The following is a 24,939-nucleotide window of genomic DNA, read 5'->3' on the forward strand; positions in this document are numbered from 1 at the left end:
GGCTGACGATGCCGCCCGCCGCCGCCTGTGCAAGGCGAAGGGAATCATCTAGCGTCGGCTTTGCTAATATCATGGCCGATGATGGTTTTCAGCGGCCCGCATCGATCATTGAAGAGGCGGGCATTCTTCTCGTTGGCATAGTCACGCTCTTGCAAACGATGAGGATATCGGATGACGCGGTTGTTGTTCTCGCTACCCGTGCATGAAAAGCCGGACATTGTCCGGGACCAGATCGACAACATCAATTATTTCGCGCCCGGCTCGCAGATCATCATCCACATTGCGCAGCTGGCGGCCGGGCAGCGGGACGAGTTTCTGCGGCATTGCGATGTCGAGAACGTCACCTTCAATCCGGAGTCGCTGGAAACCGTCTGGTCGGGTGGAATCCTCCACACGCACATCAGCAACTTCGAACACGCGCAGGCGATCGACCTTCCCTTTGACCGGATCGTGCTGATCTCGTCCAACGAATTGCTGGTGAAGGAAGGCATCGGCGCGTATATGGACACCTGCCTGATCGGCGCACAGACGGAAGTCTACGAGGATTCCGCCGACTGGGGCGTGTTTCGCGAGGCTCATCTGCAGCTGCCGGGCATGCAGCGCTTTCTCGCCAAGCTCAACCTGCCGCTTTTCTTCGGCGGCCAGGCGGAGGGCCAGTTCTTTCCCAAGAATATCTTCCAGATCCTGTCCAATACCTATCGCGAGTGCTTTCCCATGGGCCCGATCGGCTTTCCGATCGAGGAAGTGGTGCCCGCCACCGTGGCGGCGCGCTTCGCCTTTACCGGCGTCGACGTGGTGCCGCCCATTACCTTCTGCGATTACTGCACCAATCTCGAGATCGGACCGGATTTCGTCGAGCAGATCCGCCGCGGAAACGGCAGCATCTTCGCGCGCAAGGTGCCGCGTGCGCTGCAATCGCCGCATGTCAACAAATCCGTGCTGAAGAGCGTCTTCAGCGTCAAGCGCGTGCCGCGGGAGGATTGCGATCTGCGCCGCTATATCCGCGGCCTGATGCAATAGCGCAGGCCTGGTTCGGACCGGATCGGTTCGGTCCGGATCAGTTCTCGAACCGCAGCTTCATGCCGAGCCGCGGATCGGAGGGCACGAGTTCCAGCGCATGGGCGGTCGAGAAGGGAACCGATGCGTCCGGCGCGCTGACGATCCCGTAGCGCCCGAGCGGCAGGTCGAAAATGATGCGATCGACCGGCAGGCCGAGATCCGACAGGCGCGCCTGCGTCCGCTGGCGCTCGCTTTCCGGCCGGGTGGACAGAAAGACGATGGAATGGCCTTCCGCCAGCAATTGCCGGGTCGCCGCCACCGCTTCCTCGATAGCCGGAACCTGATCGTAATGCGGCGCGAAATAGGCGCTGCCATGGCCGAAGATGAAGCCGTCGATCAGCACGAAATAGGTGTTCTGCCGCTGGAGCTTCTGCCGCCATTCGCGGATCGTCCCCCAATCCTCGTAGTCGCTGACGAAGCGGGTGGAGCAGAAGGCGCCACCGACGATCAGATGGGCGATGATATCGGAGGTATAGATCTCCCGCGGCGCCTGATCGCTCCCGCCGCTCAGGCTGCGATAGGCTTCCAGGTAATGCGCCGGATCGCGGAAAAAATAACCGCCGACCGAAAAGACATCGGAAATCACCTGCTTCTCGACGATGGAGAGGATGAGGCCGGCCTCGTTGGTACGCACATAGCTCTTGTTGCGGGGATTGATACTGTCGAAATGGTTGAGCGATTCGACGCTGACATAGTTATAGGCCTGCTCAATGTCGGAAAGCGCGAAACTATTGTCGCTGTCCTTGACGAGAAAGGGTTCCGAAAGACCCGTCTGCTGCAATGTCCTGGCCACCGTCTCGGGCTGGCTGGCGGTCGGCTGGTCCAGAACCACGACTTCGATCCGCCGCCCGAAGGCCGCCCGCAGGCCGGCGCGCGCATCATATTTCTCGTCGTGCTCGCGAAGGATCGTGACGATCAGGTCGTCCAGATTGAAATCCAGCCGCCGCACGGCTTCGGTGATCATCGGGCGGCCATTGCTGCAGGGCAGCATCCATTTGGGCGCCATGCCGGGAAAGCGGCTGGAGCGGCCTCCGCAAGGAACGATCACTTTCATAGTCTGTCTCCTGAAGTCCGCGCCAGAAGATCTTCCAGCCGCGCCAGGACGAAATCCCGCTGCTGGGCCTCATGGGCATAGGGAATGATGCGGGCGAGGTGGATGCCGAGCAGCAGTTCCTTCAAGGGGCCGGCTGCGGCGCCGAACCGACTGCCGGCAAATCCGTTCAGCCGGTCCTGGACGTAATGCGTCACGCCAGCCGGCAGCGGCGGCGAATGGCGGGTGTACCAGCCGGCTTTCAGATCCTGTTCCAGCTTGGCCGCATCGGCCAGCCAGTGGTCGAAGAAACTGTCGAGAAGATCGATGAAGATCAGCTCGTTGCGATCGGTGATCAGGATGTTTTCCAGCGTCATGTCGCCATGGCAGGCGCTGGGCGCAAGCCGGTCCGGCATGTCGACCCGCTCGATCGCGTCCAGCAAACCATGCAGGGCCTGCTGCGCCCGCTGGTCGGCAGGGCCGGTCTTGTCGAGGATCTCCCGGCATTTCATCCGGGCGACCGTGCGGGGCGAAAACCCGCTGGTCAGATCCTCCATGCCCGAGAGGCGCGTGAGGCTTTCCAGCAGCCGGTCGACGACGCAGACGACATCGGGGAGATCGGCGCTGCGCAGAAAGGCGATGCCATCGCGGCCGCGCACGAATTCCATGTCGAAGAAATACAGGCCGGTTTCCAGAATGCCCTCATCCAGCACGCGCGGCGTGCGCGCGCAGCCATCCAGCAGGCCGGAGATCAGCCTCTGCTTGATGGCCTGGGCCTGCAGGCGGACATTGCCGGCCGGCGCGGCGGAGATCTTGCGGACAAATGCCTCCTGCCCCTCGCTGCGGATCAGCAGGATCCTCGCCCCGGAAAACCCCGTCAGTTCGATTTCCGCGCCGGGGCCGCTCTCGGCGGTGGCCGGCGCGGGTACCGGTCCGGCCGGCAGGCGGGGAGAGAGAGGATGTGCCATTCATCGCCTCCAGGCCGGCAGGGCCAGCCGCACGTCGAAGACGGCCATGCCGGCTTTTGCGGCCGCCTGCACCCCGTCATCCATGTCCTCGAAGACAAGACAGCGGTCGGGCGACACCGACAGCGCCTCGGCGGCCTGCAGATAGCCTTGCGGATCCGGCTTGCCGCGCGTCACATCGCTGCCGGTCACCGTCACGCGGAAGATATCCGTCCAATTCAGGGCCGACAGCGTGATCTCGACGCTGCGCCGCGAGCCGGAGGAAACGAGCCCGATCGGATAGGCGCGGCCCAGAACCGGCAGCAGCAGCGCCGTCGGCAGCGGCCTTGGTGGCGTTTCCTGGAAAAGCCGCGCGGCGAGCGACACCTTCTGCGCATGGATCTCGTCCGCCGAGGCCGAACAGGAACGCCCCGCCACCAGCCGCGGAATGGTTTCCCGCGCCGCGCCGCCGGAGGCCGCCAGGAAATCCTCGAAGGCGAGGCTGAGCCCGTGATCGCCAAGCACGCGGCGATAGGCCTCGTAATGCAGAGGCATCGTATCCACCAAAGTGCCGTCAAGGTCGAACAAGATCGCCTCGATGGAGGTCTGCGAAAGCCGGCCGGCGAAATCCATCTGCAAATCACCAAAGATCAGGGCGTGTCATATGGGACACCTGGAATGAGTGATTGATACACAGAGCTTGCTCGAAGCTGTAGTGAAAGCGGGCATAAAACTATTCAACCATCTGCCGCGCTCAGATAAACCGCGCGAAACTATTGGACGGTTGCTGTAGAAAAATGCGAATTGGCATTCATATACGAAGAATAAACGCATGATTTGCAGCATCGGCCGGCGCGCGTGCATCACGCGCACAACATCCTCGCCCGCCGGGGCAGTCGAAAGCCAGATCTGCGGTCTTCAATGGCGCTGGACTTGCCTTGCGCAGCCGCATCTGGTCGGCGCCGGAGCCTATTGCCTGCCCGGCTTTCTCATCCCATATCGTTGAGAGGAAGGGGATAGATTGGCATGGCCCGCAAATACAAGGAAAAGATTGAGGCCTGGTACCAGCCGCCCCAGCCGGTCATCTGTCCGCTCTGCGACCGGGAAATTCCCGAGGATCAGAGGGATGAGCACCACCTTGTGCCGAAAAGCCGGGGCGGCCGCGAGACGCAGACGCTTCACCGCATATGCCACCGGCAGATCCACGCGCTGTTTTCCGAAGCCGAACTCGAAACCGATTATGCAAGTATCGAGGCTCTCCTCTCCCATCCCGAAATGGCAAAGTTCAAGGCCTGGATCTCCCGCAAGCCGCCCGGCTTTTTCGACGGGACACGCCGCAGCAAAAGGCGCCGGGAGATGGGAAATCCGGCCGAGCGCTGGTAGCGACGGCCTTTGACTTCCTGACCGCATGCGCCTAAGGCGGCTTCAGGACGCTCTCAGGTCGGGCAAGAAGGACGACGCCAGTGGCAAGCAATGATGATGACTACATCTATGACGAAGTGAGCGGCGAATGGCGGCCGGCCTCGGAAATGAAGGCCGAGGCTGCCAAGGCAAGCGAAGTGCGGGATGCCGCCGGCAATCTGCTTGCCGATGGCGATAGTGTCGTCCTGGTCAAGGATCTGAAGGTGAAGGGCGCCGGGCAGACCCTCAAACAGGGAACGGTGATCCGCTCCATTAGGCTGACCGACAATCCGGACGAGATCGATTGCCGCCACGATACGATCAAGGGCCTTGTCCTGCGGACCGAATTCGTCCGCAAGCGCTAGTTCTAGAGCAGGTCCAGCAAAACGGCGTTAGCGGTTTTGCATCCGGACTGCGTAAAGACAAAGAGATAGAGCACTTGATCCCGCTTTGACCGGAGATACTCTAGAGGATTTTCGGTGAAAGCGGGATCCGCACCTCGATCGGCCAAACAGGCTCAACGTGCAATGGCCTCTGCCCAGAAATGGCGGTCCTCATAATCCGTCGGATCGTCAATGCCGGCAAGATGAAAGGCTTCGCGTCGCTCGACGCAGGTGCCGCAGCGGCCGCAATGTCTGGCGCCGCCCTTGTAGCAGGACCAGGTTTCGGCAAAGGGCACCCGGTGCGCAGCGCCCTCCTGCACGATATCGGCCTTGGAGCGTTCGACAAAGGGGGCCGCAAGCGCCACCTGCGCATAGCCATCCAGCGCATGCCTCTGCATGGCCGCGAAACTGTCGATAAAGTCCGGCCGGCAGTCGGGATAGATGAAGTGGTCGCCGCCATGAACGGCAATGGCCACGGCATCGGCCTTCTGCGCGGCGGCAAGGCCGAAGGCAATGGTCAGCATGATCGCATTGCGGTTGGGCACCACCGTGATCTTCATGCTGTCCTCCGCATAATGGCCATCGGGAACCTCGACGGCATCGGTCAGCGCGGAGCCGCTGAGAAAGCCGCCCAGCCTCGAGAGATCGATCAGATGATGGGGAACCGCCAGACGTGCGGCGGCCTGGCCCGCAAAATCGAGTTCCTTGCGGTGGCGCTGGCCATAATCGAAGGAGATCAGGCCAACCAGCTCCGCTTCGGCGGCCATCTTGTGGGCCAGCACGACGGAATCCAGTCCGCCGGAACAGACGATGAGTGTCTTCATTACTTATTTCCTTGTTTTGACCGGGTAGGCTGCGACCGGAGACAGGCACGAGATACGACCGGCCCCTTTTTACGACCAAACCGGACCGAGGGAAACCGGCAGGATCGGGACCAGCGGCATTATCGGCCGGCCGCGACCGCACTTGGATCTCATGTGAACCGAAACCCGGCTTTTCGCGCTCAAGTAGCAGAGCCGGGCGCGCGATCGCATCGCCGCCTTGGCCTGGTCGCAAGGACTAAGGCATTATCCTGCACAAAATCAGAGACTTGCTCGCATCCTTCTCGCATTGGCTGATCGCGCAGGGGATGCAGGCAGTAAACTTGACTGCGCCTTCAATGTTAAGCGTATGTATTTCAATATAAAACGCAAAATGCGCATATATCTATATTCATTCAAAATTAAACCTTCTCCCCCAAGCTGCACGCTGAAGGGAGACTGGCATGAAGCAGCATTACTCGATCTTGGCGACCGCCTTCTTGTGTCTTGGCGCATCCTTTGCGCAGGCAGAACCTGCGAAACCGGATGCAAAGAGCTTGGTCTCACCCGAGCTCGTCAAGAATATCCAGAGCTTTATCGGATCCGATATTGTGCGCCTGTCCGTCGAGGCGCAGAACACGCGCCTGAAGGATCTGAAGCAGGAGGAGATCGATCAGCTCGACAAGCAATGGCGTGCCGAGCGCGAAAGCGCCGACAAGCCTTTGATCGCTGCCACACTGTCCAGCCCGCTTTCTGTCTATCTCTCGCGCATCCAGGGCCGCTCGCTTGGCCTTTACGCGGAAATCTTCGTAATGGACAGGAATGGCCTCAATGTCGGCCAGAGCTCCGTCACCAGCGATTTCTGGCAGGGCGACGAGGACAAGTTCCAGAAGACCTTCGATGTCTCCGGCGATGCCATGTTCATCGACGAACCCGAATGGGACAAGGACGCCCGCATCTGGCGCGGCCAGGTGAGCTTCACCGTCGTGGATCCGCAGACCAAGGCGGCCATTGGCGCCGTGACCGTGGAACTGAACCTGACGGAACTTGCCCGCCGCCAATCGCCGGGCGCCTGATCAAGCGGGATGGCAAACGGTGGGAGCGGTTTTCCGATCAACCTGCCGAATGACCCGACCTGCCTGACCGAGACGCTGGATCGCGCCTTGCCCGGCGGCTGATCATTTTACCAAAATAAGGGGCCAACAATGCTCAAGAACTTGTCCGTCAGCACCAAGGGGTTCATCGCCTTTGGCATCCTGGCCATCATTGCCGTCATCACGTCGCTGATGATCCATCAGAGCGCCGTGACGGCCGAAAGCGCCGTGCGCCAGAACGAGAAGCTCGATGGGGTTGCTCAAGCGGCCGCCACGCTGACCGATGACGTGACGAAGGCAACGCTGGCGCTGAAGAATTTCCTGCTGACGGGCGATCGCAACTTCCAGAACGACTATGCGACACTGACCGAACTGATCACCAAGGATGCCAGCCATCTCGACACCCTTCTCAAGGCAGCGGTGCCGGCCAGCCGGAAGGATTTCGAGCAGGCCATGGAGGCGATTGCAAGCTGGCGCGCCACCACCGCCGACAAGCAGATCCTCCTGATGCGCGACCCGATGACCGTCGATCTGGCCCGCGCCATGGAACTGTCGCAAACCGGCAGCGCCCTGCAGCAGGCCTTCTACACCTCGATCAACGCCATGCGCGACGAGCTTGAGAAGCAATCGACGGCAGCCGATGCCGCACAGCAGGCGGCCATTGGCTCCGTTGCCTTTATCAGCCTCGTTGCAGCGGGCCTGGTCGTCCTTGCCGCCATCGCCCTTGGCGTGCTGAATTTCCGCCTTGTGTCGCGGCCGCTTGGAAGGCTGACCGAGGCCACCTCGCGCCTCGCCCGGGGCGATCTCGATGTCGTCATCGATCAGGGCGGCAAGGATGAGATCGGTCGCATGGCGGCCGCCATGCAGATCTTCCGCGAGGCCGCCATTGCCAACCAGCGCCTGCAGGCGGAAGCGGAGGGCAACCGCGCCAAGGCCGAGGCCGACCGCCTGGCCGCACAGGAACAGGCGGAGGCCGATGCGGCCGAGCGCCTGCGCATTGCCACATCCGGTCTTGCCGGCGGATTGAAGCGGCTTGCGGAAGGCGATCTCGCATTCCAGCTGACGGAAGCCTTCGCGCCGGATTTCGAAGGTCTGCGCCACGATTTCAACCAGTCGGTCCGCCAGCTGAACGCAACGCTGGCCTCGATCAACGACAGCATTGCCACGATGGAAACCGGCACGCGCGAGATCGCCAACGGCTCCGATCACCTCTCCAAGCGCACCGAGCAGCAGGCCGCGGCTCTGGAGGAAACGGCGGCGGCCGTCGAGGAAATTACCGCCAATGTGCAAAATTCGACGCAGCGCACCGAAGAGGCACGCCGCGTCGCCGGCCAGGCCAATTCCTCGGCCGATGCCTCGTCGCAGGTGGTCGCCCGCGCTGAAGAGGCGATGAAGAAGATCGAAACCAGCTCGCAGCAGATCTCCAACATCATCGGCGTGATCGATGAGATCGCCTTCCAGACCAATCTTCTGGCGCTGAATGCCGGCGTCGAGGCCGCCCGCGCCGGTGAAGCCGGCAAAGGCTTCGCCGTCGTCGCCCAGGAAGTGCGCGAACTGGCGCAGCGCTCTGCCAATGCCGCCAAGGAAATCAAGCAGCTTATCCACAATTCCAGCCTGGAAGTGTCGAGCGGCGTGGATCTCGTGCGCGAGGCAAGCACGGCGCTGCGCACCATTGGCGGCTTCATCGTGGAAATGAACGCGCATATGGATGCCATTGCCGTCTCGGCGCGCGAACAGTCCACCGGGCTTGCCGAGGTCAACCAGGCGGTGAACGCCATGGATCAGACGACCCAGCAGAACGCCGCCATGGTGGAGGAATCGAACGCCGCCTCCAGCGCCCTCGCCCATGAAGCGGCCAAGCTGCGCGAACTGGTCTCGCATTTCACCATCGAGGCCAATGCCTCGGCGCAATCGTCAGCCCTGCGCCAGACTGCCCAGAACATGGCCCGGAGTATGGCTCCCCAGAACAGGGCCCCCGCTGCCCGCGCCAATACAGCCGCCCGGCCCAATGCCTCCGAACGGCCCGCCGCCATGCCAAGGGCTGCAGCACAGCCCGCCCGCGCCCATGGAAATACGGCGCTTGCCCAGGACAATTGGGAAGAATTCTGAGCCGAACCGGCAAAACAGCCCTCTCTGTCAGCGGCGCGGACGTAAAAACCGCGCCGCCTTTGCCTTCCCCCTGCGGACAAGCCTGCAGAGCCGCGTGGTTCGGTTTCGGCATCCGCATCCGTCCGCAGCACCTGCAAGAGCGATAGTTGAACCCATTCCACTAGGGTCTGTTGACATTCAGGGTTTGGAACGTGGTTTGCGAGAAAACGGCCCAGTTTCAGAAGCGAAGCCGCAGGAAGGGCCAACCCCTTTCAAGGCTTCGCGACGCCAAAATGGGCCGTTCTTCTCCAAATCCTGCGGACGCGTCGGATTTGCCCGCTGAATGCGTTGAGAATGCTCGTGATACATTGGGTATCCCTTGCGCTTTTCGCCTGTTCAGCAACCAAATCCGACACGCGCCACGTCCGAAACCTGATTGTCAACAGACCCTAGTGCATCCGGCGAGCCCCGGTGATATTGAGCATGGCAAGCTGGCGCGATCAGGCCGGCCAAGGAGGTCATCCATGCTCGCAGGTTCCGATATCGTCGTCATTGCGCTTGTCGCTTTCGTGGTGCTTGTCCTCTTTGCCGGGATCAAGACGGTGCCGCAGGGCTATCGCTACACGGTCGAACGCTTCGGCCGGTACACGCGCACGCTCGACCCGGGCCTGAACCTGATCGTCCCCTTCATCGAGCGCGTGGGTTCGCGCATGAACGTGATGGAGCAGGTTCTCGACATTCCCCGCCAGGAAGTGATCACCAAGGACAATGCCAGCGTGGCGGCGGATGCCGTCGCCTTCTACCAGGTGTTGAACCCCGCCCAGGCCGCCTATCAGATCGCCAATCTCGAGCAGGCCGTGCAGAACCTCACAATGACCAATATCCGCTCCGTGATGGGCTCGATGGATCTCGACGAGCTTCTGTCCAACCGCGACATTATCAATGAACGCCTGCTGCGGGTGGTTGACGAGGCCGTGCATCCTTGGGGAATCAAGGTCACGCGCATCGAGATCAAGGATATCCAGCCGCCCGCGGATCTGGTGGCCTCCATGGCCCGTCAGATGAAGGCCGAGCGCGAAAAGCGCGCCCAGATCCTGGAGGCGGAGGGCTCGCGCAATGCGCAGATCCTGCGTGCCGAGGGCGCCAAGCAGGCCGCCGTGCTGCAGGCGGAAGGCGAACGCGAGGCCGCCTTCCGGGAGGCCGAGGCCCGCGAGCGCCTGGCCGAGGCGGAGGCCAAGGCGACGCAGATGGTCTCCGTCGCGATCGCTGCCGGCGATGTGAACGCCATCAACTATTTCGTTGCGCAGAAATATACCGAGGCCATGGCCGCGATCGGCACGGCCAACAATGCCAAGATCGTGCTGATGCCGATGGAGGCCTCCGCCCTGATCGGCTCGCTGGGCGGCATTGGCGCGCTCGCCCGCGAAGTCTTCGGCGAAGGCGGCGATGCGGCAGCGCCCGCGACCCGGCGGGTGACCCCGCCGCGCAGCAAGCCGAGCACGACAGGGGGCACGACAGGGGGCATGACAGGGGGCACCGGCGCCTCCGCCTCGTCGACCGGCGTGCCCATCAATCCCTTCGACCCGACCCGAACCGAGCGCTGATCCATGATGGCCGCCTTGATCCTCGACCTCGGACCGTGGAGCTGGTTCATTCTCGGCCTGGCGCTTCTTGCCGCCGAACTTGCCGTACCCGGCATGTTCCTGATCTGGATCGGGCTTGCCGCCATCGTCGTCGGCGGCATCTCCCTCATCCTGTGGGATCTGGCCTTCTGGAGCTGGCAGTTGCAACTCGTGCTCTTTGCCATTCTCGCAATCGCCATCACCCTGGCCGGGCGCCGCTATTTCGACAGGCCCGACAACAGCAGCGACGAGCCGCTTCTCAACCGCCGCGGCGAGAGCCTCGTCGGACGCACCGCAACGCTCAAGGAGCCGATCACCAATGGGCGCGGGCGCATTCGCCTGGATGATACCTGGTGGTCGGTCACCGGCCCGGACCTTGCCGCCGGCATGACGGTCCGGGTGGCGGAATGGACGGGCAATGAACTGATCGTCGAGCCCGTCGCCTGAGCCAGGTCAGGCCACGCCAATCCGCAGCAGATCGTGAAAATGCACCAGGCCGAGGGGACGCTTTTCGGCATCCACCACGATCAGCGCGCCGATACTGTTCTTCTGCAGCATGGCAAGCGCCGCCGTCGCCAGCGTATCGGGTCCGATCGTTTTCGGCGACGTGGTCATCACATCGTCGACGACGAGATCCCCCAGATTGCGCGTCAGGTTGCGGGCGAGATCGCCATCGGTGATGATGCCGGCCAGGCGGCCGTCCTCTTCCATGACCAGCACGCAGCCGAAATGCTTGTGCGACAGCGTCGACACCGCATCGCGCATCGGCGTGCCGCGGGCCACCAGCGGCAGGCGCTCGCCGGTATGCATGATGTCCTTCACATGAGTTAGGCTGGCGCCGAGTTTTCCGCCGGGATGGAAGGTGTGGAAATCGGTTGCGGTAAAGCCGCGCGTTTCCAGAAGCGCGATCGCCAGAGCGTCGCCGATCGCCAGCTGCATCAGGGTGGAGGTGGTGGGCGCCAGGCCATGCGGGCAGGCCTCCTGCTCGTTTGGCAGCAGGAAGACGAGATCCGAGGCGCGCGACAATGTCGAATGCGCCGAGCAGGTCAGCGCGATCAGCGGGATCGAGAAACGCCGCGTATAGGCAACGATGCTGCGCAATTCCGCGCTTTCGCCGCCCTTGGACAGCGCGATCACCAGATCATTGCCGGCAATCATGCCGAGATCGCCATGATTGGCTTCCGCGGCATGGACGAAGGAGGCCGGCGTGCCGGTGGATGCGAATGTGGCAGCCAGCTTGACGCCGATATGGCCACTCTTGCCGACGCCTGTGACGATCACCCTGCCCGAAATGGCCGAGATCATGGCGACAGCCTGCCGGAGCGTATCGCCAAGGCCGTTGCCCAGCGCCTCCTCGAGCGCCTCAAGTCCGCGCCTTTCCATGGCGATCGTTCTGAGCGCGGACTGGATGGGATCGACCGGAGCGGAAGAAAGAGCCGTATTGTTCATGGCGGAGCGATAGCCTGCCTTGGCAAAAAAGTCCATCGCAGAGGTCAAGCGCCGATCTCAACCAATCATTAACCAGACCGCTTTACCTTTGGGTAAGCATTGTTCCACCTGCGTCGCGACGGTCGACCGCATCACAGGCGGAATGGCCAGGCGTTTCGATGCGGAGCAATGCGCGAAGGCCAACACTATTCCTTACCGATGCCCCCGATCCATGCCCTTTTTTCGCCAGGCAGTCAGAATGAGCAAGAAGACACACTCCGGCGAACGCCCCGCCCGGCTCCTCGGGCCGGCCGCTCTTCTTGTTGCCTCGGCAGCCCTGCTCGTCCCGCATATGGCGGATGCCCAGAGCACCTACCGGGCCGGCACATCCCGTCAGAGCAATGGCGACATCTACGGGACGGACAGCAATTCCCGGACCGATCCCGGGCTTGGCGCCGATAGCGGGGCAGCGCTCGGCGACCGAAGCCGCAACACGTTCGATAACGGGCGGGAGGACGATCTCAGCGCCGGCAATCCCTATGGCACGACGGCAGCCACCGCCACGCCCGGTTCGCCGCTGAGCGCCACCGGCCTGCGCAGCGGCAGCATGCTGCAGGGAACGCCGCTTCCCCAGGCCGACAGCCTGGATGCCGATGACCTGAACACTCTCATCGATGCCGAGCAGAACCCGGCCGAAGGTCCCCTCGATCCGGGCGAGGCGCCGGTCACCCGCACCGATGACGGCCTGGGCCTGCGCCTGGGTTCCTTCAGGCTGCGCCCATCGGTGAACGAGAGCATCAATACCGAAACGACTCGAAGCGGCGGAGGGAAATCCACCCGCACCTATCTCTCGACCACCGGCAATTGGGACCTGCGCTCCGACTGGTCCCGCCATGCCCTGACAGTGGTCGGCGAAGGCACTTTCGAGCGCAATATCAGCGGCCGCGGCGCAACCGATCCCCAGGCCCGCATCGACGGCACGCTGCGGCTCGATCTCGCCGACGATACGATCGCCAATCTCACCGCCGGCTACGCCTATCAGCGCGAGGATGCCAATGATCCCAACGCCATTGCCGATGCCCTCGACCAGGCGGATGTGAACCGCTTCACCGGCGGCGCCGCGCTGGTGCGCGATCTCGGCCTGATCCGCGGAACCGCCGGCATTGCCGTGACCCGCACCACCTATGGCAGCGTGCGGCTCAGCGATGGCCGCTCTCTCAGCCTTGCCGATCGCGACCGCACGGCGATCGAGGGACGGCTTCGGCTCGGCTATGAAATCTCGCCGGCGATCATCCCCTTCGTGGAAGCCACGATCGGCCAGGCCGATTACGACTCCTCCGTTGATTTTGCCGGCTATGCGCGCTCTTCCAACAGCTATGCCGGTCGGGCCGGCATCGAGCTTGATCTCGGCGAGAAACTGCGCGGCGAACTGGCGCTCGGCTATGCCGCTGTCGATTACGAGGATCGACGGCTGACGACGATCGACGCCTTCACCGCCGATGGCGCGCTTGCCTGGTCGCCGCAACGCGGCACCGTTCTCGATCTCGGCCTGCGCACGACCGTGCAGGATTCGACGGCGCCCGGCGCCAGTGGCTGGGTGGATTACCAGCTCACCTCCAGCCTGTCGCATGTCATCCTGCAAGACCTGACGGGGCGCCTGACCGGCTCCGCCACGCTGCGCGACTTCCCGACCTCGCAGAACGAGTTGAACTGGCAGCTGGGCGCAGGCTTGATCTGGACCATCAACCGCTATTTCGACGTGACCGCCAATCTCGGCTACGAACATACAGACAGTGCCAGCGGCGCCGACAGCAATCTGGTCAGGGCCGGAGTGGGTCTGACGCTGCGTCGCTAGATCATTTCCGGTAAAAACGGGATCACCTGAAATGCTCTATCTCTCTGTTTTTCAAGCAGTCCGGACGCAAAACCGCTGACGCACTTTTGCTGGACCTGCTCTAGGGTCTGGCCGGTCAGGTCCAAACCAAAGTGCCTTCGGCCATCCAGACAGGGGAAGGCCATTCATGAAAAAGGCCCTGCCGCTTTTGCCGCAGGGCCTTTTTTCTTATGTTGCTGGCCGCCGGGCGCCGATGGTCCGGGACAGCCGCTCAGAGCTTCGACGTGATGTCCTTCAGCGGTCCCTGGATCAGCGGGCGGATATCGTCGCGCTTCAGCGCGAAGGCGAGGTTGGCAAGGATGAAGCCGTCCTTGGCGCCACAGTCATAGGTTTCGCCCTTGAAGTGATAGGCGGCGAAATCCTGATCCTTTGCCAAAGCCAGCATGCCGTCGGTCAGCTGGATCTCGTTGCCGGCACCACGTTCCTGCGTTTCCAAAATCTTGAAGATCTCCGGCTGCAGGATGTAGCGGCCATTGATGAAGAAGTTGGACGGTGCCGTGCCCTTGGCCGGCTTTTCCACCATCTGCGTGATCTTGAAGCCTTCGCTGCCCACTTTGTCGCCCACGCCGACAATGCCGTATTTATGGGCGAGTTCGGGATCGCACTCCTCCACCGCCAGCACATTGCCGCCGGTCTGCTCATAGAGCTCGACCATGCCCTTGAGGCAGCTCTTCTCCGAGGCCATGATCATATCGGGAAGCAGGACCGCAAAGGGCTCATTGCCGACGATATCGCGCGCGCACCAGACCGCATGGCCAAGCCCGAGCGGCACCTGCTGGCGGGTGAAGCTGGCTGTGCCCGCCTTCGGCAGAAGATCCGCCAGGAGCGTCAGCTCGGCATTCTTGTTGCGCTCGCGCAGCATCTGCTCCAGCTCGTACTGGATATCGAAATAATCCTCGATGACGCCCTTGCCGCGTCCGGTGACGAAGACGAAGTGCTCGATGCCGGCTGCCGCGGCCTCATCGACGACGTATTGAATGACTGGCTTGTCGACAACCGTCAGCATTTCCTTCGGAACGGCCTTCGTCGCAGGCAGGAAGCGGGTTCCCAGACCTGCAACAGGAAATACGGCTTTACGGATCTTTTGTCCCACTCATGCCTCCTAAGCACAAACAATCATCGCGGTGCGATGCACCGCGGGCAGCTATTGAAGATTCCCTACCATTTCACAAACGATGACAGAAGCGTGTTCACATGGTAAAGACATTATTGACAACTCCTGTCCTATCCTCTCGTCACGCCAGGGATGTCCAATTCAATCCTGGCGAAGTTGAGACGGAATAAACCAGGGACACGACCGCTGATGAAGTTTGCCAAGTCACATCGCCTCGCGCTCTCCACCATCGCCGCCATGATGGTCGCGACAACTCCGATAAATGCCCGTGCCGACACGGGTTTCAAGTCATGGGTTGCCAAATTCTACGAAACCGCGGCTGCGAGCGGTATCAGCCGGTCAACCTACAACAAGGCATTTGCCGGCATTACCGGTCCGGATGCGGATGTTCTGGAGAAGGCCCGCTACCAGCCGGAATTCAAGTCGCAGATCTGGGACTACCTGGATTCGCGCGTCAATCCCTATACCGTCAAGGTCGGCCGCGAAATGCTGGCTCGCCATGGGCGGACGCTGGCAGTGCTGGAAAAGCATTTCGGCGTCGACAAGCACATCCTGCTGGCCATCTGGTCGATGGAATCCAATTACGGGGCCGTTCTGGAAAACCGCGATCGCCTTCACCATGTGCCCCAGGCGCTTGCGACCCTGGGCTGGGGTGATCCGAAGCGCGCCAAATTTGCCCGTACGCAGCTGATCGCGGCCCTGAAGATCCTCCAGAGCGGCGATGTGACGCCCAGCCATCTGACCGGCTCCTGGGCCGGGGCCATGGGCCATACGCAGTTCATTCCCACCAGCTATCTGCTCTATGCGGTGGATGCCGATGGCGATGGCCGCCGCGACATCTGGGATTCGGTTCCCGATGCGCTGGCAACCTCGGCCAATCTGCTTGCCAAGAATGGCTGGCAGACCGGCAAGACCTGGGGCTATGAGGCCGTGATGCCCGCGGGCGCCGCCAAGCTGAGTGGCAAGACGAAGACACTGGGCGAATGGGAGCGGCTCGGCTTCCGGCGGCCCGACGGCAAAGGCTTTCCGCGCTCTTCCGATCGCGCCGAGCTGAAGCTCATGGCCGGCGCGAACGGGCCGGCTTTCCTGATGGTGAAGAACTTCTTCGTCATCAAGCGGTACAATGCGGCCGATTCCTACGCGCTGGCTGTCGGCCTGCTGGCAGACCAGATCGCCGGCTATGGCGGCGTGTCGCAATCCTGGCCCCGCCCGCATAATACGCTCGACATCACCGAAAAATTCGAGCTTCAGAGCAAGCTGAAGGAACTCGGTTATTACGACGGGGAGATCGACGGCAATTTCGGCTCCGGCTCGAAGGCGGCGATCAGCGCCATTCAGGCGCGGCTCGGCATGGAAAACACCGGCGAGCCGTCCAAGACACTCCTGCGGGCTCTGCGCAACTGACGGATCCCGCACAACAGGATGATCCGTCCTGAGCGGGCGGATCCGGCTGCGGCATGAGAGCCGCAGCAACAGAGGCGATGAAAAGAGGAAGAGCATGGCGGGACACTCGCGGATATGGCGCGGCCTTGGGGCCGTCTTCTGCGCCGTCACCCTTCTCCTGGCCGATTTCGCCCCGGTCCTGGCGCAGGAGCGGCGTACCCTTTTCGACATGCTGTTTCGCAATGAACGGCGCCAGCCGCGCGCCAATCCCTCGATCATCCAGATGCAGCAGCCGCGTCCCCGCGTGCGCCAGCCGCGTTCGGTGACGCGCACGCCGGCACCTGCCCAGCCGCGCGCCGAAGTTGCCGCCGAGCCGGCCGTCGAGAAGCGCGAGGATGCCCGCAAGATCCTGGTCGTCGGCGATTTCACCGCCGCCAGTCTCGGCACCGGGCTGGAGGCGAGTTTCGCGGATGATCCGTCAGTGGTCGTCGTCAATGAGGGATCGGGCTCGTCCGGGCTCGTCCGGCAGGATTTCTTCAACTGGCCGGTGGAATTGCAGAACCAGATCGAGACGCTCAAGCCGGCGCTCGTCGTCGTGATGATCGGCGCCAATGACCGGCAATCCATGGTGATCGGCGAGCAGCGGGAGCGGTTCAAGACCGAGGCCTGGCTGAAGGAATATGAACGGCGGGTGGCGGAACTGGCCGGGATCGTCTCGACGCGCAGCCTGCCGCTCCTCTGGGTCGGCCTTCCGGCCTTCCAGTCGACAGCGCTGACGGCGGATGCGGTGACCATGAACGGCATCTATCGGCAGAATGTCGAGAAACTGGGCGGCCAGTTCGTCGATGTCTGGGACGGCTTCGTCAGCGAAGAAGGCCAGTTCATCATCACCGGCTCGGACATCAACGGCCAGCAGGTCAGGCTTCGCAGCGCCGACGGGATCGGCTTCACCGAAGCCGGCAAGCGCAAGCTTGCCTTCTACGTCGAAAAGCTCGCGCGCCGGCAATTGGGCGATGTCACGCTGGAATCGCTGACACGGCTGGATTCCGGTGACCTTCCGCTGCTCGGCAGCCTGCCGCCGGAGGCCGAGGCAAGTGTCCCGACCCAGCCGATCAGCCTCTCCGATCCGCAACTGGACGGCGGCGACGTGCTTCTCGGATCTTCTGCGCCGGCGCCGAACCGGGCCATGTCACCGCGCACGCTCCTGCTGACGAAGGGAGAAGTCCCAGACGCCCCTGTCGGCCGGGTGGACAATTATCGCCTGACGCCCCAGCCGGAGCCCGGCGCCGCGCAGTAGGCCATTAAAGCCCTGCCCCCCGGCAAACCGGGGAGCGGGCCCGGCACCGGACCCGACCCTGGATTGGGTGCTTTGCCGCGATCCTCAGGCGGGAAGCACGGTCGCGCCCATCAGCGCTTCATCCACGGCGCGAGCCACCTGACGACCTTCGCGGATAGCCCAGACGACCAGCGACTGGCCGCGGCGCACATCGCCCGCCGTCCACAGCTTGTCGACCGAGGTGCGGTAATCGCGATCATTGGCAACGACATTGGTCGAGCCGCGGCGATCGACGTTCAATTGCAGCCTGTCGCCCAGATCCTTCAAGACGCCGTCCTGGAAGGGACCGGAAAAGCCGATGGCGATGAAGGCGAGATCGGCCTTGATGATGAAATCCGTGCCGGCAATCGGCTGGCGCCGCTCATCCACCTGGCAGCAGCGAACGCCGGTCAGATGTCCGTCTTCGCCGACGAATTCCAGCGTCGCAACCTGGAATTCGCGCACGGCGCCTTCCGCCTGCGAAGAGGAGGTGCGCATCTTGGTTGCCCAGAAGGGCCAGACGGCGAGCTTGTCTTCCCGCTCCGGCGGCATGGGCCGGATGTCGAGCTGCGTGACCTTCACGGCGCCCTGACGGAATGCGGTCCCGACGCAGTCCGAGGCCGTATCGCCACCGCCGACAACGACGACATGCTTGGCGCCGGCCAGGATCGGATCGGAGGGCCAGCCGACGCTGTCGATGTTCTCGCGGCCGACGCGGCGGTTCTGCTGCACCAGATAGGGCATGGCATCATGCACGCCATGCAGGTCGACGCCCGGGATTCCGGCAGGGCGCGGCGTTTCCGAACCACCGCAATAGATGACGGCGTCATGCTCGTCGAGAAGCGTCTGCATCGGCATGTCGACGCCGACATTCACGCCGCAATGGAAGGTGACGCCCTCGCCGGTGATCTGCTCGACGCGCCGGTCGATGAAGTTCTTCTCCATCTTGAAATCGGGAATGCCGTAGCGCAGCAGGCCGCCCGGCTTGGTCTCGCGCTCGAAGACATGCACGTCATGGCCGGCACGACCCAGCTGCTGGGCCGCGGCAAGGCCGGCCGGGCCGGAACCGATGACCGCGATCTTCTTGCCGGTCTTCACCGTGGCGGGCTGCGGCGCGATGAAACCGAGCTCATAGGCCTTGTCGGCGATCGCCTGCTCGACCGTCTTGATGGCCACCGGCGCATCTTCGAGGTTCAGCGTGCAGGCCTCCTCGCACGGGGCGGGACAGACGCGGCCGGTAAATTCCGGGAAGTTGTTCGTGGAATGCAGGTTGCGGATCGCCTCTTCCCACTTGTTGCTGTAGACGAGGTCGTTCCAGTCGGGGATCTGGTTATGGACCGGGCAACCCGTCGGCCCGTGGCAGTAGGGAATGCCGCAATCCATGCAGCGCGCCGCCTGCTTGGTCACTTCCGCATCCGACATCGGGATGAGGAACTCGCGGAAATGGCGAATGCGGTCAGAGGCCGGCTGATACTTCGCCACCTGCCGGTCGATTTCCATGAAACCCGTAACCTTGCCCATCTTACATCCCTTACTTCTTCGCTGCTAGCGCAGCCAATTTTCAACCTTCAACCCCGGCACGCGGGAAAACTCATTCTCATTGTTCGTCACCAGCACAGCATCCAGTGCCACTGCATGTGCCGCGATCCAAAGGTCGTTTGGACCGATGGTCTTTCCTTGTCTCAGCGCCAGCCGGATCTCGGCATACCGCCGATCGGTCGGCATCTGCAGCGGCGCCACATAGAGCCGGCGGGTCACCGCCGAAACTTTGCGCGCCAACTCCTCGGAGCCGCTTTTCATTACGCCGTACCAGATCTCACCATGGGTGATGATGCTGATGAAGGCATTCTCTTCCCCGATCTCCAGAAGTCGTTCGAGGACCTTTCCACGCGGATCCCTGACAATCGCCGAGACGATGTTGGTATCAAGCATGTACCGCATCAGATCTCGACCTCACGGAGCGGTTCCAGATCATCGTCATTGCTGACGAACTCTTCCCCACTCCAGGCTTCCGCCTGCTTGAGATACTCGATCAGGCCGGCGGTCACCGCCGTTCGCATCAGGATCGATCCATCCGGCAGTTGCACCAAGACGGCGCGATCACCTTCGAATTCGAACTCCTTCGGTATGCGAACCGCCCGGCTTCGACCGTTCTTGAAGATGGCGACCGCGACCTCGCCATCTCCATTTGCGTCTTTCACATGCTCGTTCATCTCTGCCTCCGCTGTTGGCATATGCTGGCAGCATATCACAACAACGGGGCAAGTCGAACTATTCCGCCGCGACCCCCATGCGCATGCGCTCCATCTCCTCGAGCGCCCGACGATATTCGACCGGCATCACCTTGCGGAATTTCGGGCGGTATTCGGTCCAGCGATCCAGGATCTCCTTGGCCCGCGTCGAGCCGGTATAATGGAGATGGTTGGAGATCAGCTGATACAGGCGCTCCTCGTCGTGGCGGGTCATGTCGCCGGACACGTCGACACGGCCCTTGTGCATGAGATCGCCGCCGTGGTGATGCAGCTTTTCCAGCATGTCATCCTCTTCGGGAACCGGCTCCAGCTCCACCATCGCCATATTGCAGCGCTTGGCGAAATCGCCGATCTCGTCGAGAACATAGGCAACGCCACCGGACATGCCGGCCGCGAAGTTGCGCCCCGTCTCGCCAAGAACCACGACGATACCGCCCGTCATGTATTCGCAACCGTGATCGCCAACGCCTTCGACGACGGCAATGGCACCGGAATTGCGCACGGCGAAGCGTTCCCCGGCCACGCCGCGGAAATAGCATTCGCCGGTGATGGCGCCGTAAAGCACCGTATTGCCGACGATGATGCAGTTTTCGGCGGGAACCTTGAGGTTTTCCGGCGGGCGCACGATGATCCGGCCGCCCGACAGGCCCTTGCCGACATAGTCATTGCCATCGCCGACGAGATCGAAGGTGATGCCGCGTGCCAGGAAGGCGCCGAAGCTCTGCCCGGCCGTTCCGCGCAAAGTGACGTGGATCGTGTCGTCCTTCAGCCCCTTATGGCCCCAGCGCTTGGCGAGCGCGCCGGACAGCATGGCGCCGGCCGAACGGTCGACATTCTTGATCGACACGTCGAAGGCCACCGATTCCTTGCTTTCGAGCGCCGTCATCGCCTTTTCGATCAGTTTGCGGTCGAGCACCTCGTCGATCGGATGCTTCTGCCGCTCCGTCCAATAGGTTGCGGCCTTCGGCGCCTCGACCTTGTGGAAGATCCTGGAGAAATCCAGGCCGCGCGCCTTCCAATGCGCCAGCATCTCGTCCTTCTCCAGAAGCTCGGACGCGCCGATAATGTCGTCCAACCGCGTGAAGCCGAGTGCCGCCAGCATTTCGCGCACTTCCTCGGCCACGAAGAAGAAGTAGTTGATCACATGCTCCGGCGTACCCTTGAAGCGCTTGCGCAGCACCGGATCCTGCGTCGCAACGCCGACCGGGCAGGTGTTGAGGTGGCACTTGCGCATCATGATGCAGCCGGCGGCAATCAGCGGCGCCGTGGCGAAGCCGAATTCGTCGGCGCCGAGCATGGCGCCGATGATCACGTCGCGACCGGTCTTCAGGCCGCCATCCACCTGCAATGCAATGCGCGAGCGCAGGCCGTTGAGAACCAGCGTCTGCTGGGTTTCCGCCAGGCCGATTTCCCAAGGCGAGCCCGCATGCTTGAGCGAGGTCAGCGGCGAGGCGCCGGTGCCGCCATCGAAGCCGGCCACCGTGATATGATCGGCGCGCGCCTTGGCAACGCCGGCCGCCACGGTGCCGACCCCGACTTCGGAGACCAGCTTGACCGAGACATCGGCATCCGGATTGACGTTCTTCAGGTCGAAGATCAGCTGGGCCAGATCCTCGATCGAATAGATGTCATGGTGCGGCGGCGGCGAGATCAGGCCGACGCCGGGCGTGGAGTGCCGTGTCTTGGCAACCGTCGCATCCACCTTGTGGCCGGGCAGCTGGCCGCCTTCGCCGGGCTTGGCACCCTGCGCCACCTTGATCTGCAGCATGTCGGCATTGACGAGATATTCCGTCGTCACGCCGAACCGGCCGGAGGCGATCTGCTTGATGGCCGAGCGTTCCGGGTTCATCGAGCCGTCCGCCAGCGGCGTGTAACGATCGCTTTCTTCGCCGCCCTCACCGGTGTTGGACTTGCCGCCGATGCGGTTCATGGCGATGGCGAGCGTCGTATGGGCCTCGCGGCTGATGGAGCCGAAGGACATGGCGCCGGTCGAGAAGCGCTTGACGATATCCGCCGCCGGCTCCACCGCATCCAGCGGGACCGGCTTGCGTCCGATCGCCTCGGCCGACCTGATCTTGAACAGGCCGCGAATGGTGTTCATCCGCAGCGCCGTCTCGTTGACCATGGCCGAGAATTCAAGGTAGCGCTCCTGGCTGTTGCCGCGCACCGCATGCTGCAGCGATGCCACCGCGTCCGGTGTCCAGGCATGGCTTTCCCCACGCATGCGATAGGCATATTCGCCGCCGATATCGAGCGTGGAGGCAAGGATCGGATCCTTGCCGAAGGCCGACTTGTGGCGGGCAAAGGTCTCCTCGGCGATTTCCGCCAGGCCGACGCCCTCGATGGTGGTGGCGGTGCCGAAGAAATACTTGGCGACCAGGTCGGAGGAGAGGCCGATCGCATCGAAGATCTGGGCGCCGCAATAGGACTGATAGGTGGAGATGCCCATCTTGGACATGACCTTCAGCATGCCCTTGCCGACCGCCTTGATGTAGCGATAGACGACTTCCGATGCATCGACTTCCTTCGGGAACTCGCCGCGGGCATGCATGTCCGTCAGCGTGTCGAAGGCGAGATAGGGGTTGATCGCTTCCGCGCCAAAGCCGGCCAGGCAGCAGAAATGGTGGATCTCGCGCGGTTCGCCCGATTCCACGACGAGGCCCACCGAGGTGCGAAGCCCCTTGCGGATGAGGTGGTGATGCACGGCGGCCGTTGCCAGCAGCGCCGGGATGGCGACGCGGTCGGGCCCGATCTGCCGGTCCGAGAGCACGATGATGTTGTAGCCGCCCTTGACCGCCGCCTCGGCGCGCTCGCACAGCCGGTCCAGCATTTCCGGCATGCCTTCGGCCCCGCGCTCCACATCATAGGTGAAGTCGAGCGTCTTGGTGTCGAAATGATCTTCCATATGGCCGATGGAGCGGATCTTCTCGAGATCGCCATTGGTCAGGATGGGCTGGCGCACTTCCATGCGCTTGGCCTTGGCCATGCCCTCATGGTCGAGAATGTTGGGGCGCGGGCCGATGAAGGAGACGAGGCTCATCACCAGTTCCTCGCGGATCGGATCGATCGGCGGGTTGGTGACCTGGGCGAAGTTCTGCTTGAAATAGGTATAAAGCAGCTTCGACTTCTGCGACATGGCCGAGATCGGCGTGTCCGTGCCCATCGAGCCGATTGCTTCCTGACCGGTCGTCGCCATTGGCGACATCAGGATCTTTGTGTCTTCCGAGGTGTAGCCGAAGGCCTGCTGGCGGTCGAGAAGCGAGACGTCACGGCGCAGCGCGCGCGGCTCCACCGGCCGCAACTCCTCGAGAATGATCTGCGTGCGATCCAGCCAGCTGCGATAGGGATGCTTGGTCGCCAGTTCGCTCTTCACTTCCTCGTCGGAAATGATGCGTCCCTTTTCCATGTCGATCAGCAGCATCTTGCCCGGCTGCAGGCGCCACTTCTTGACGATGGTTTCCTCCGGCACCGGAAGAACCCCGGCTTCGGAGGCCATGATCACGCGGTCATCCGAGGTGACGACGTAGCGGGCCGGACGCAGGCCGTTGCGGTCCAGCGTCGCGCCGATCTGCCGGCCATCGGTGAAGGCAACGGCGGCGGGGCCGTCCCACGGCTCCATCAGCGCTGCGTGATACTCGTAGAATGCCTTGCGTTCCGGCGTCATCGACTGGTTGCCGGCCCAGGCCTCCGGGATCAGCATCATCACGGCATGGGCCATGGAATAGCCGCCGCGCACCAGAAATTCGAGCGCATTGTCGAAGCAGGCCGTATCGGACTGCCCCTCGTAGGAGATCGGCCAGAGCTTGGAAATATCGTCGCCGAAAAAGGGCGAGGATACCGAAGCCTGGCGCGCCGCCATCCAGTTGACATTGCCGCGCAGCGTGTTGATCTCGCCGTTATGGGCCACCATGCGGTAGGGATGGGCAAGCTTCCAGGACGGGAAGGTATTGGTGGAGAAGCGCTGGTGGACGAGGGCCACGGCCGATTCAAACCGCGGATCGGAAAGATCCTTGTAATAGGCGCCGACCTGATAGGCGAGGAACATGCCCTTGTAGACGATCGTCGAGGAGGACAGCGAGACCGGATAGAAACCGGTTTCCTGGCCGCCGAACTGATCGTAGATCCGGTTGGAGATCACCTTGCGCAGCAGGAAGAGCTTGCGCTCGAAATCATGGTTCGTCGCGGCGTCGCGGCCGGCGCCGATGAAGATCTGACAGTGATAGGGTTCGGTCGCGGCAATATCGGGCGCCTTCGACAGCGAGGCATTGTCCACCGGCACGTCGCGGAAGCCCAGAAATTGCTGGCCCTCTTCGGCAACCACATCGATGATCACCTTCTTGAAGTGCTCGATCTGCTGCGGATCGCGCGGCATGAAGATGTGGCCTACCGCATATTCGCCGGCCTTCGGCAGGGTCACGCCCTGCTTTGCCATTTCCTCGCGGAAGAAGCGGTCGGGGATCTGCACCAGAATGCCCGCGCCATCGCCCATCAGCGGATCGGCGCCGACAGCGCCGCGATGGGTGAGGTTCTCCAGGATGAACAGGCCGTCCTTGACGATCTGGTGCGACTTCTGCCCCTTCATATGCGCGATGAAGCCGACGCCGCAGGCATCATGCTCGTTGCGCGGATCGTAAAGACCCTGCGCAGGCGGCAGACCGGGGGCGGACATGCGAAGCGGAAGCACGGTCTTCGCGGCGTCTGCCGCGGCACCATGGGATGTTAAAGTCTTCGTCATCATGTCTCTCCTTATCGGCCGCCGGACACGAGACCTGGCGGGCAAGGTTGTCGGACGCAGGCCGCTTTCCGCCGCCCACTGCACTACACGTCGCAAGTGAACCGCAGAAGACAGCCACCTTCAAGGGGAAGGTTAACGGTTTTCTGCGGCTTGCGGCTCAAATTAGGACAGGATGACTGTCCTAGTTCTCGCTTTTCTATGACAGAAATTCCGGCGGCGCGCAAGGGAGATGCAGGGAAAAACACGGCCGCTTTTGCCCGAAAATGTCGGAGAAATGCGAGCATGCGTAATAAAATTTCGCAAAGGCCATCGGACGGATCGACTTTGCTGCTTGGGGGATGGGACCAGCCTGATCCAGGGCAAAAATGGGTTGAACCTTGCAGCCATCGGCTTATAC

20 protein-coding genes are annotated in these 24,939 nt (G+C 62.6%); 10 read left to right on the forward strand and 10 right to left on the reverse strand.

Going from position 1 to position 24,939, the window contains the following annotated elements:
- Positions 1-171: 171 nt before the first annotated feature.
- On the forward strand, positions 172-1,020 hold the full coding sequence (locus QTJ18_RS18030; RefSeq protein WP_252752655.1) for a hypothetical protein: 849 nt from the start codon (positions 172-174) through the stop codon (positions 1,018-1,020).
- A gap of 37 nt (positions 1,021-1,057) precedes the next feature.
- Here QTJ18_RS18030 and QTJ18_RS18035 read toward each other — a convergent pair whose 3' ends face one another.
- From QTJ18_RS18035 to QTJ18_RS18045, 3 genes are read right to left on the reverse strand one after another with little or no spacing between them, the layout of a single operon-like run.
- On the reverse strand, positions 1,058-2,113 hold the full coding sequence (locus tag QTJ18_RS18035) for an NTP transferase domain-containing protein (RefSeq protein ID WP_252752654.1): 1,056 nt from the start codon (positions 2,111-2,113) through the stop codon (positions 1,058-1,060).
- Positions 2,110-3,057, reverse strand: a complete 948-nt coding sequence (locus QTJ18_RS18040) for a phosphotransferase (RefSeq protein ID WP_252752653.1) — start codon at positions 3,055-3,057, stop codon at positions 2,110-2,112. Before QTJ18_RS18040 ends, QTJ18_RS18035 begins: the two co-directional genes overlap by 4 nt.
- A complete protein-coding gene (locus QTJ18_RS18045; protein WP_252752652.1) occupies positions 3,058-3,666 on the reverse strand; it encodes an HAD family hydrolase in 609 nt (202 codons plus the stop codon).
- Positions 3,667-4,059: 393 nt separating this feature from the next.
- Here QTJ18_RS18045 and QTJ18_RS18050 point away from each other — a divergent pair, with 393 nt between their 5' ends.
- Together QTJ18_RS18050 and QTJ18_RS18055 are read left to right on the forward strand one after the other, a co-directional pair.
- Positions 4,060-4,416 (forward strand): HNH endonuclease, encoded by a 357-nt coding sequence (locus tag QTJ18_RS18050; RefSeq protein WP_252752651.1) that lies wholly within the window; start codon positions 4,060-4,062, stop codon positions 4,414-4,416.
- Between the two features lie 80 nt (positions 4,417-4,496).
- Positions 4,497-4,799 (forward strand): alkylphosphonate utilization protein, encoded by a 303-nt coding sequence (locus tag QTJ18_RS18055; protein ID WP_252752650.1) that lies wholly within the window; start codon positions 4,497-4,499, stop codon positions 4,797-4,799.
- A gap of 152 nt (positions 4,800-4,951) precedes the next feature.
- Here QTJ18_RS18055 and queC read toward each other — a convergent pair whose 3' ends face one another.
- Complete coding sequence (gene queC, locus QTJ18_RS18060) at positions 4,952-5,641, reverse strand: 7-cyano-7-deazaguanine synthase QueC (protein ID WP_252752649.1); 690 nt, start codon at positions 5,639-5,641, stop codon at positions 4,952-4,954.
- 440 nt (positions 5,642-6,081) lie between these two features.
- Between queC and QTJ18_RS18065 the strand changes: the two genes are divergently transcribed.
- The 4 genes from QTJ18_RS18065 to QTJ18_RS18080 all read left to right on the forward strand — a co-directional run bounded on the left by QTJ18_RS18065 (position 6,082) and on the right by QTJ18_RS18080 (position 10,868).
- On the forward strand, positions 6,082-6,693 hold the full coding sequence (locus QTJ18_RS18065) for a hypothetical protein (RefSeq protein WP_252752648.1): 612 nt from the start codon (positions 6,082-6,084) through the stop codon (positions 6,691-6,693).
- Positions 6,694-6,822: 129 nt separating this feature from the next.
- Positions 6,823-8,820 (forward strand): methyl-accepting chemotaxis protein, encoded by a 1,998-nt coding sequence (locus tag QTJ18_RS18070; protein WP_252752647.1) that lies wholly within the window; start codon positions 6,823-6,825, stop codon positions 8,818-8,820.
- Positions 8,821-9,323: 503 nt separating this feature from the next.
- Positions 9,324-10,403, forward strand: a complete 1,080-nt coding sequence (locus tag QTJ18_RS18075; protein ID WP_252752646.1) for an SPFH domain-containing protein — start codon at positions 9,324-9,326, stop codon at positions 10,401-10,403.
- A gap of 3 nt (positions 10,404-10,406) precedes the next feature.
- A complete protein-coding gene (locus QTJ18_RS18080; RefSeq protein WP_252752645.1) occupies positions 10,407-10,868 on the forward strand; it encodes an NfeD family protein in 462 nt (153 codons plus the stop codon).
- Positions 10,869-10,874: 6 nt separating this feature from the next.
- On the opposite strand, the gene QTJ18_RS18085 is transcribed toward QTJ18_RS18080, so the two are convergent.
- Complete coding sequence (locus tag QTJ18_RS18085) at positions 10,875-11,870, reverse strand: KpsF/GutQ family sugar-phosphate isomerase (protein ID WP_252752893.1); 996 nt, start codon at positions 11,868-11,870, stop codon at positions 10,875-10,877.
- 238 nt (positions 11,871-12,108) lie between these two features.
- Here QTJ18_RS18085 and QTJ18_RS18090 point away from each other — a divergent pair, with 238 nt between their 5' ends.
- Positions 12,109-13,704, forward strand: a complete 1,596-nt coding sequence (locus QTJ18_RS18090) for an outer membrane beta-barrel protein (protein ID WP_252752644.1) — start codon at positions 12,109-12,111, stop codon at positions 13,702-13,704.
- Positions 13,705-13,954: 250 nt separating this feature from the next.
- On the opposite strand, the gene galU is transcribed toward QTJ18_RS18090, so the two are convergent.
- Entirely contained in the window at positions 13,955-14,836 is an 882-nt protein-coding gene (gene galU / locus QTJ18_RS18095) for a UTP--glucose-1-phosphate uridylyltransferase GalU (RefSeq protein ID WP_252752643.1), read from the reverse strand.
- 210 nt (positions 14,837-15,046) lie between these two features.
- On the opposite strand from galU, the gene QTJ18_RS18100 reads away from it, so the two are divergent.
- Both QTJ18_RS18100 and QTJ18_RS18105 read left to right on the forward strand, forming a co-directional pair.
- Positions 15,047-16,261 (forward strand): lytic murein transglycosylase, encoded by a 1,215-nt coding sequence (locus tag QTJ18_RS18100; RefSeq protein WP_252752642.1) that lies wholly within the window; start codon positions 15,047-15,049, stop codon positions 16,259-16,261.
- A gap of 94 nt (positions 16,262-16,355) precedes the next feature.
- Positions 16,356-17,537, forward strand: a complete 1,182-nt coding sequence (locus QTJ18_RS18105) for an SGNH/GDSL hydrolase family protein (protein WP_252752641.1) — start codon at positions 16,356-16,358, stop codon at positions 17,535-17,537.
- Between the two features lie 84 nt (positions 17,538-17,621).
- Here QTJ18_RS18105 and QTJ18_RS18110 read toward each other — a convergent pair whose 3' ends face one another.
- The 4 genes from QTJ18_RS18110 to gltB are packed head-to-tail and all read right to left on the reverse strand — an operon-like array spanning position 17,622 to position 24,542.
- The gene (locus QTJ18_RS18110) at positions 17,622-19,076 is read right to left on the reverse strand and encodes a glutamate synthase subunit beta (protein ID WP_252752640.1); all 1,455 of its coding nucleotides are present in this window, start codon (positions 19,074-19,076) and stop codon (positions 17,622-17,624) included.
- 24 nt (positions 19,077-19,100) lie between these two features.
- A complete protein-coding gene (locus tag QTJ18_RS18115; RefSeq protein ID WP_354669068.1) occupies positions 19,101-19,487 on the reverse strand; it encodes a type II toxin-antitoxin system VapC family toxin in 387 nt (128 codons plus the stop codon).
- An 8-nt stretch (positions 19,488-19,495) separates the two neighbouring features.
- Positions 19,496-19,768 (reverse strand): antitoxin, encoded by a 273-nt coding sequence (locus tag QTJ18_RS18120; RefSeq protein WP_252752639.1) that lies wholly within the window; start codon positions 19,766-19,768, stop codon positions 19,496-19,498.
- A gap of 58 nt (positions 19,769-19,826) precedes the next feature.
- The gene (gene gltB, locus QTJ18_RS18125; protein ID WP_252752891.1) at positions 19,827-24,542 is read right to left on the reverse strand and encodes a glutamate synthase large subunit; all 4,716 of its coding nucleotides are present in this window, start codon (positions 24,540-24,542) and stop codon (positions 19,827-19,829) included.
- Positions 24,543-24,939: the final 397 nt, after the last annotated feature.

The sequence above is a fragment of the Rhizobium sp. SSA_523 genome (genome assembly GCF_030435705.1).
Classification (GTDB): Bacteria; Pseudomonadota; Alphaproteobacteria; order Rhizobiales; family Rhizobiaceae; genus Neorhizobium.

Coding starts and splice junctions, on each gene's coding strand:
- QTJ18_RS18115 (WP_354669068.1), bottom strand. CDS start 19,487: ATGCTTGATACCAACATCGTCTCGGCGATTGTCAGGGATCCGCGTGGA.
- gltB (WP_252752891.1), bottom strand. CDS start 24,542: ATGACGAAGACTTTAACATCCCATGGTGCCGCGGCAGACGCCGCGAAG.
- QTJ18_RS18085 (WP_252752893.1), bottom strand. CDS start 11,870: ATGAACAATACGGCTCTTTCTTCCGCTCCGGTCGATCCCATCCAGTCC.
- QTJ18_RS18050 (WP_252752651.1), top strand. CDS start 4,060: ATGGCCCGCAAATACAAGGAAAAGATTGAGGCCTGGTACCAGCCGCCC.
- QTJ18_RS18075 (WP_252752646.1), top strand. CDS start 9,324: ATGCTCGCAGGTTCCGATATCGTCGTCATTGCGCTTGTCGCTTTCGTG.
- QTJ18_RS18065 (WP_252752648.1), top strand. CDS start 6,082: ATGAAGCAGCATTACTCGATCTTGGCGACCGCCTTCTTGTGTCTTGGC.
- QTJ18_RS18100 (WP_252752642.1), top strand. CDS start 15,047: ATGAAGTTTGCCAAGTCACATCGCCTCGCGCTCTCCACCATCGCCGCC.
- queC (WP_252752649.1), bottom strand. CDS start 5,641: ATGAAGACACTCATCGTCTGTTCCGGCGGACTGGATTCCGTCGTGCTG.
- QTJ18_RS18110 (WP_252752640.1), bottom strand. CDS start 19,076: ATGGGCAAGGTTACGGGTTTCATGGAAATCGACCGGCAGGTGGCGAAG.
- QTJ18_RS18090 (WP_252752644.1), top strand. CDS start 12,109: ATGAGCAAGAAGACACACTCCGGCGAACGCCCCGCCCGGCTCCTCGGG.
- QTJ18_RS18040 (WP_252752653.1), bottom strand. CDS start 3,057: ATGGCACATCCTCTCTCTCCCCGCCTGCCGGCCGGACCGGTACCCGCG.
- QTJ18_RS18035 (WP_252752654.1), bottom strand. CDS start 2,113: ATGAAAGTGATCGTTCCTTGCGGAGGCCGCTCCAGCCGCTTTCCCGGC.
- QTJ18_RS18120 (WP_252752639.1), bottom strand. CDS start 19,768: ATGAACGAGCATGTGAAAGACGCAAATGGAGATGGCGAGGTCGCGGTC.
- QTJ18_RS18070 (WP_252752647.1), top strand. CDS start 6,823: ATGCTCAAGAACTTGTCCGTCAGCACCAAGGGGTTCATCGCCTTTGGC.
- QTJ18_RS18080 (WP_252752645.1), top strand. CDS start 10,407: ATGATGGCCGCCTTGATCCTCGACCTCGGACCGTGGAGCTGGTTCATT.
- QTJ18_RS18030 (WP_252752655.1), top strand. CDS start 172: ATGACGCGGTTGTTGTTCTCGCTACCCGTGCATGAAAAGCCGGACATT.
- QTJ18_RS18105 (WP_252752641.1), top strand. CDS start 16,356: ATGGCGGGACACTCGCGGATATGGCGCGGCCTTGGGGCCGTCTTCTGC.
- QTJ18_RS18045 (WP_252752652.1), bottom strand. CDS start 3,666: ATGGATTTCGCCGGCCGGCTTTCGCAGACCTCCATCGAGGCGATCTTG.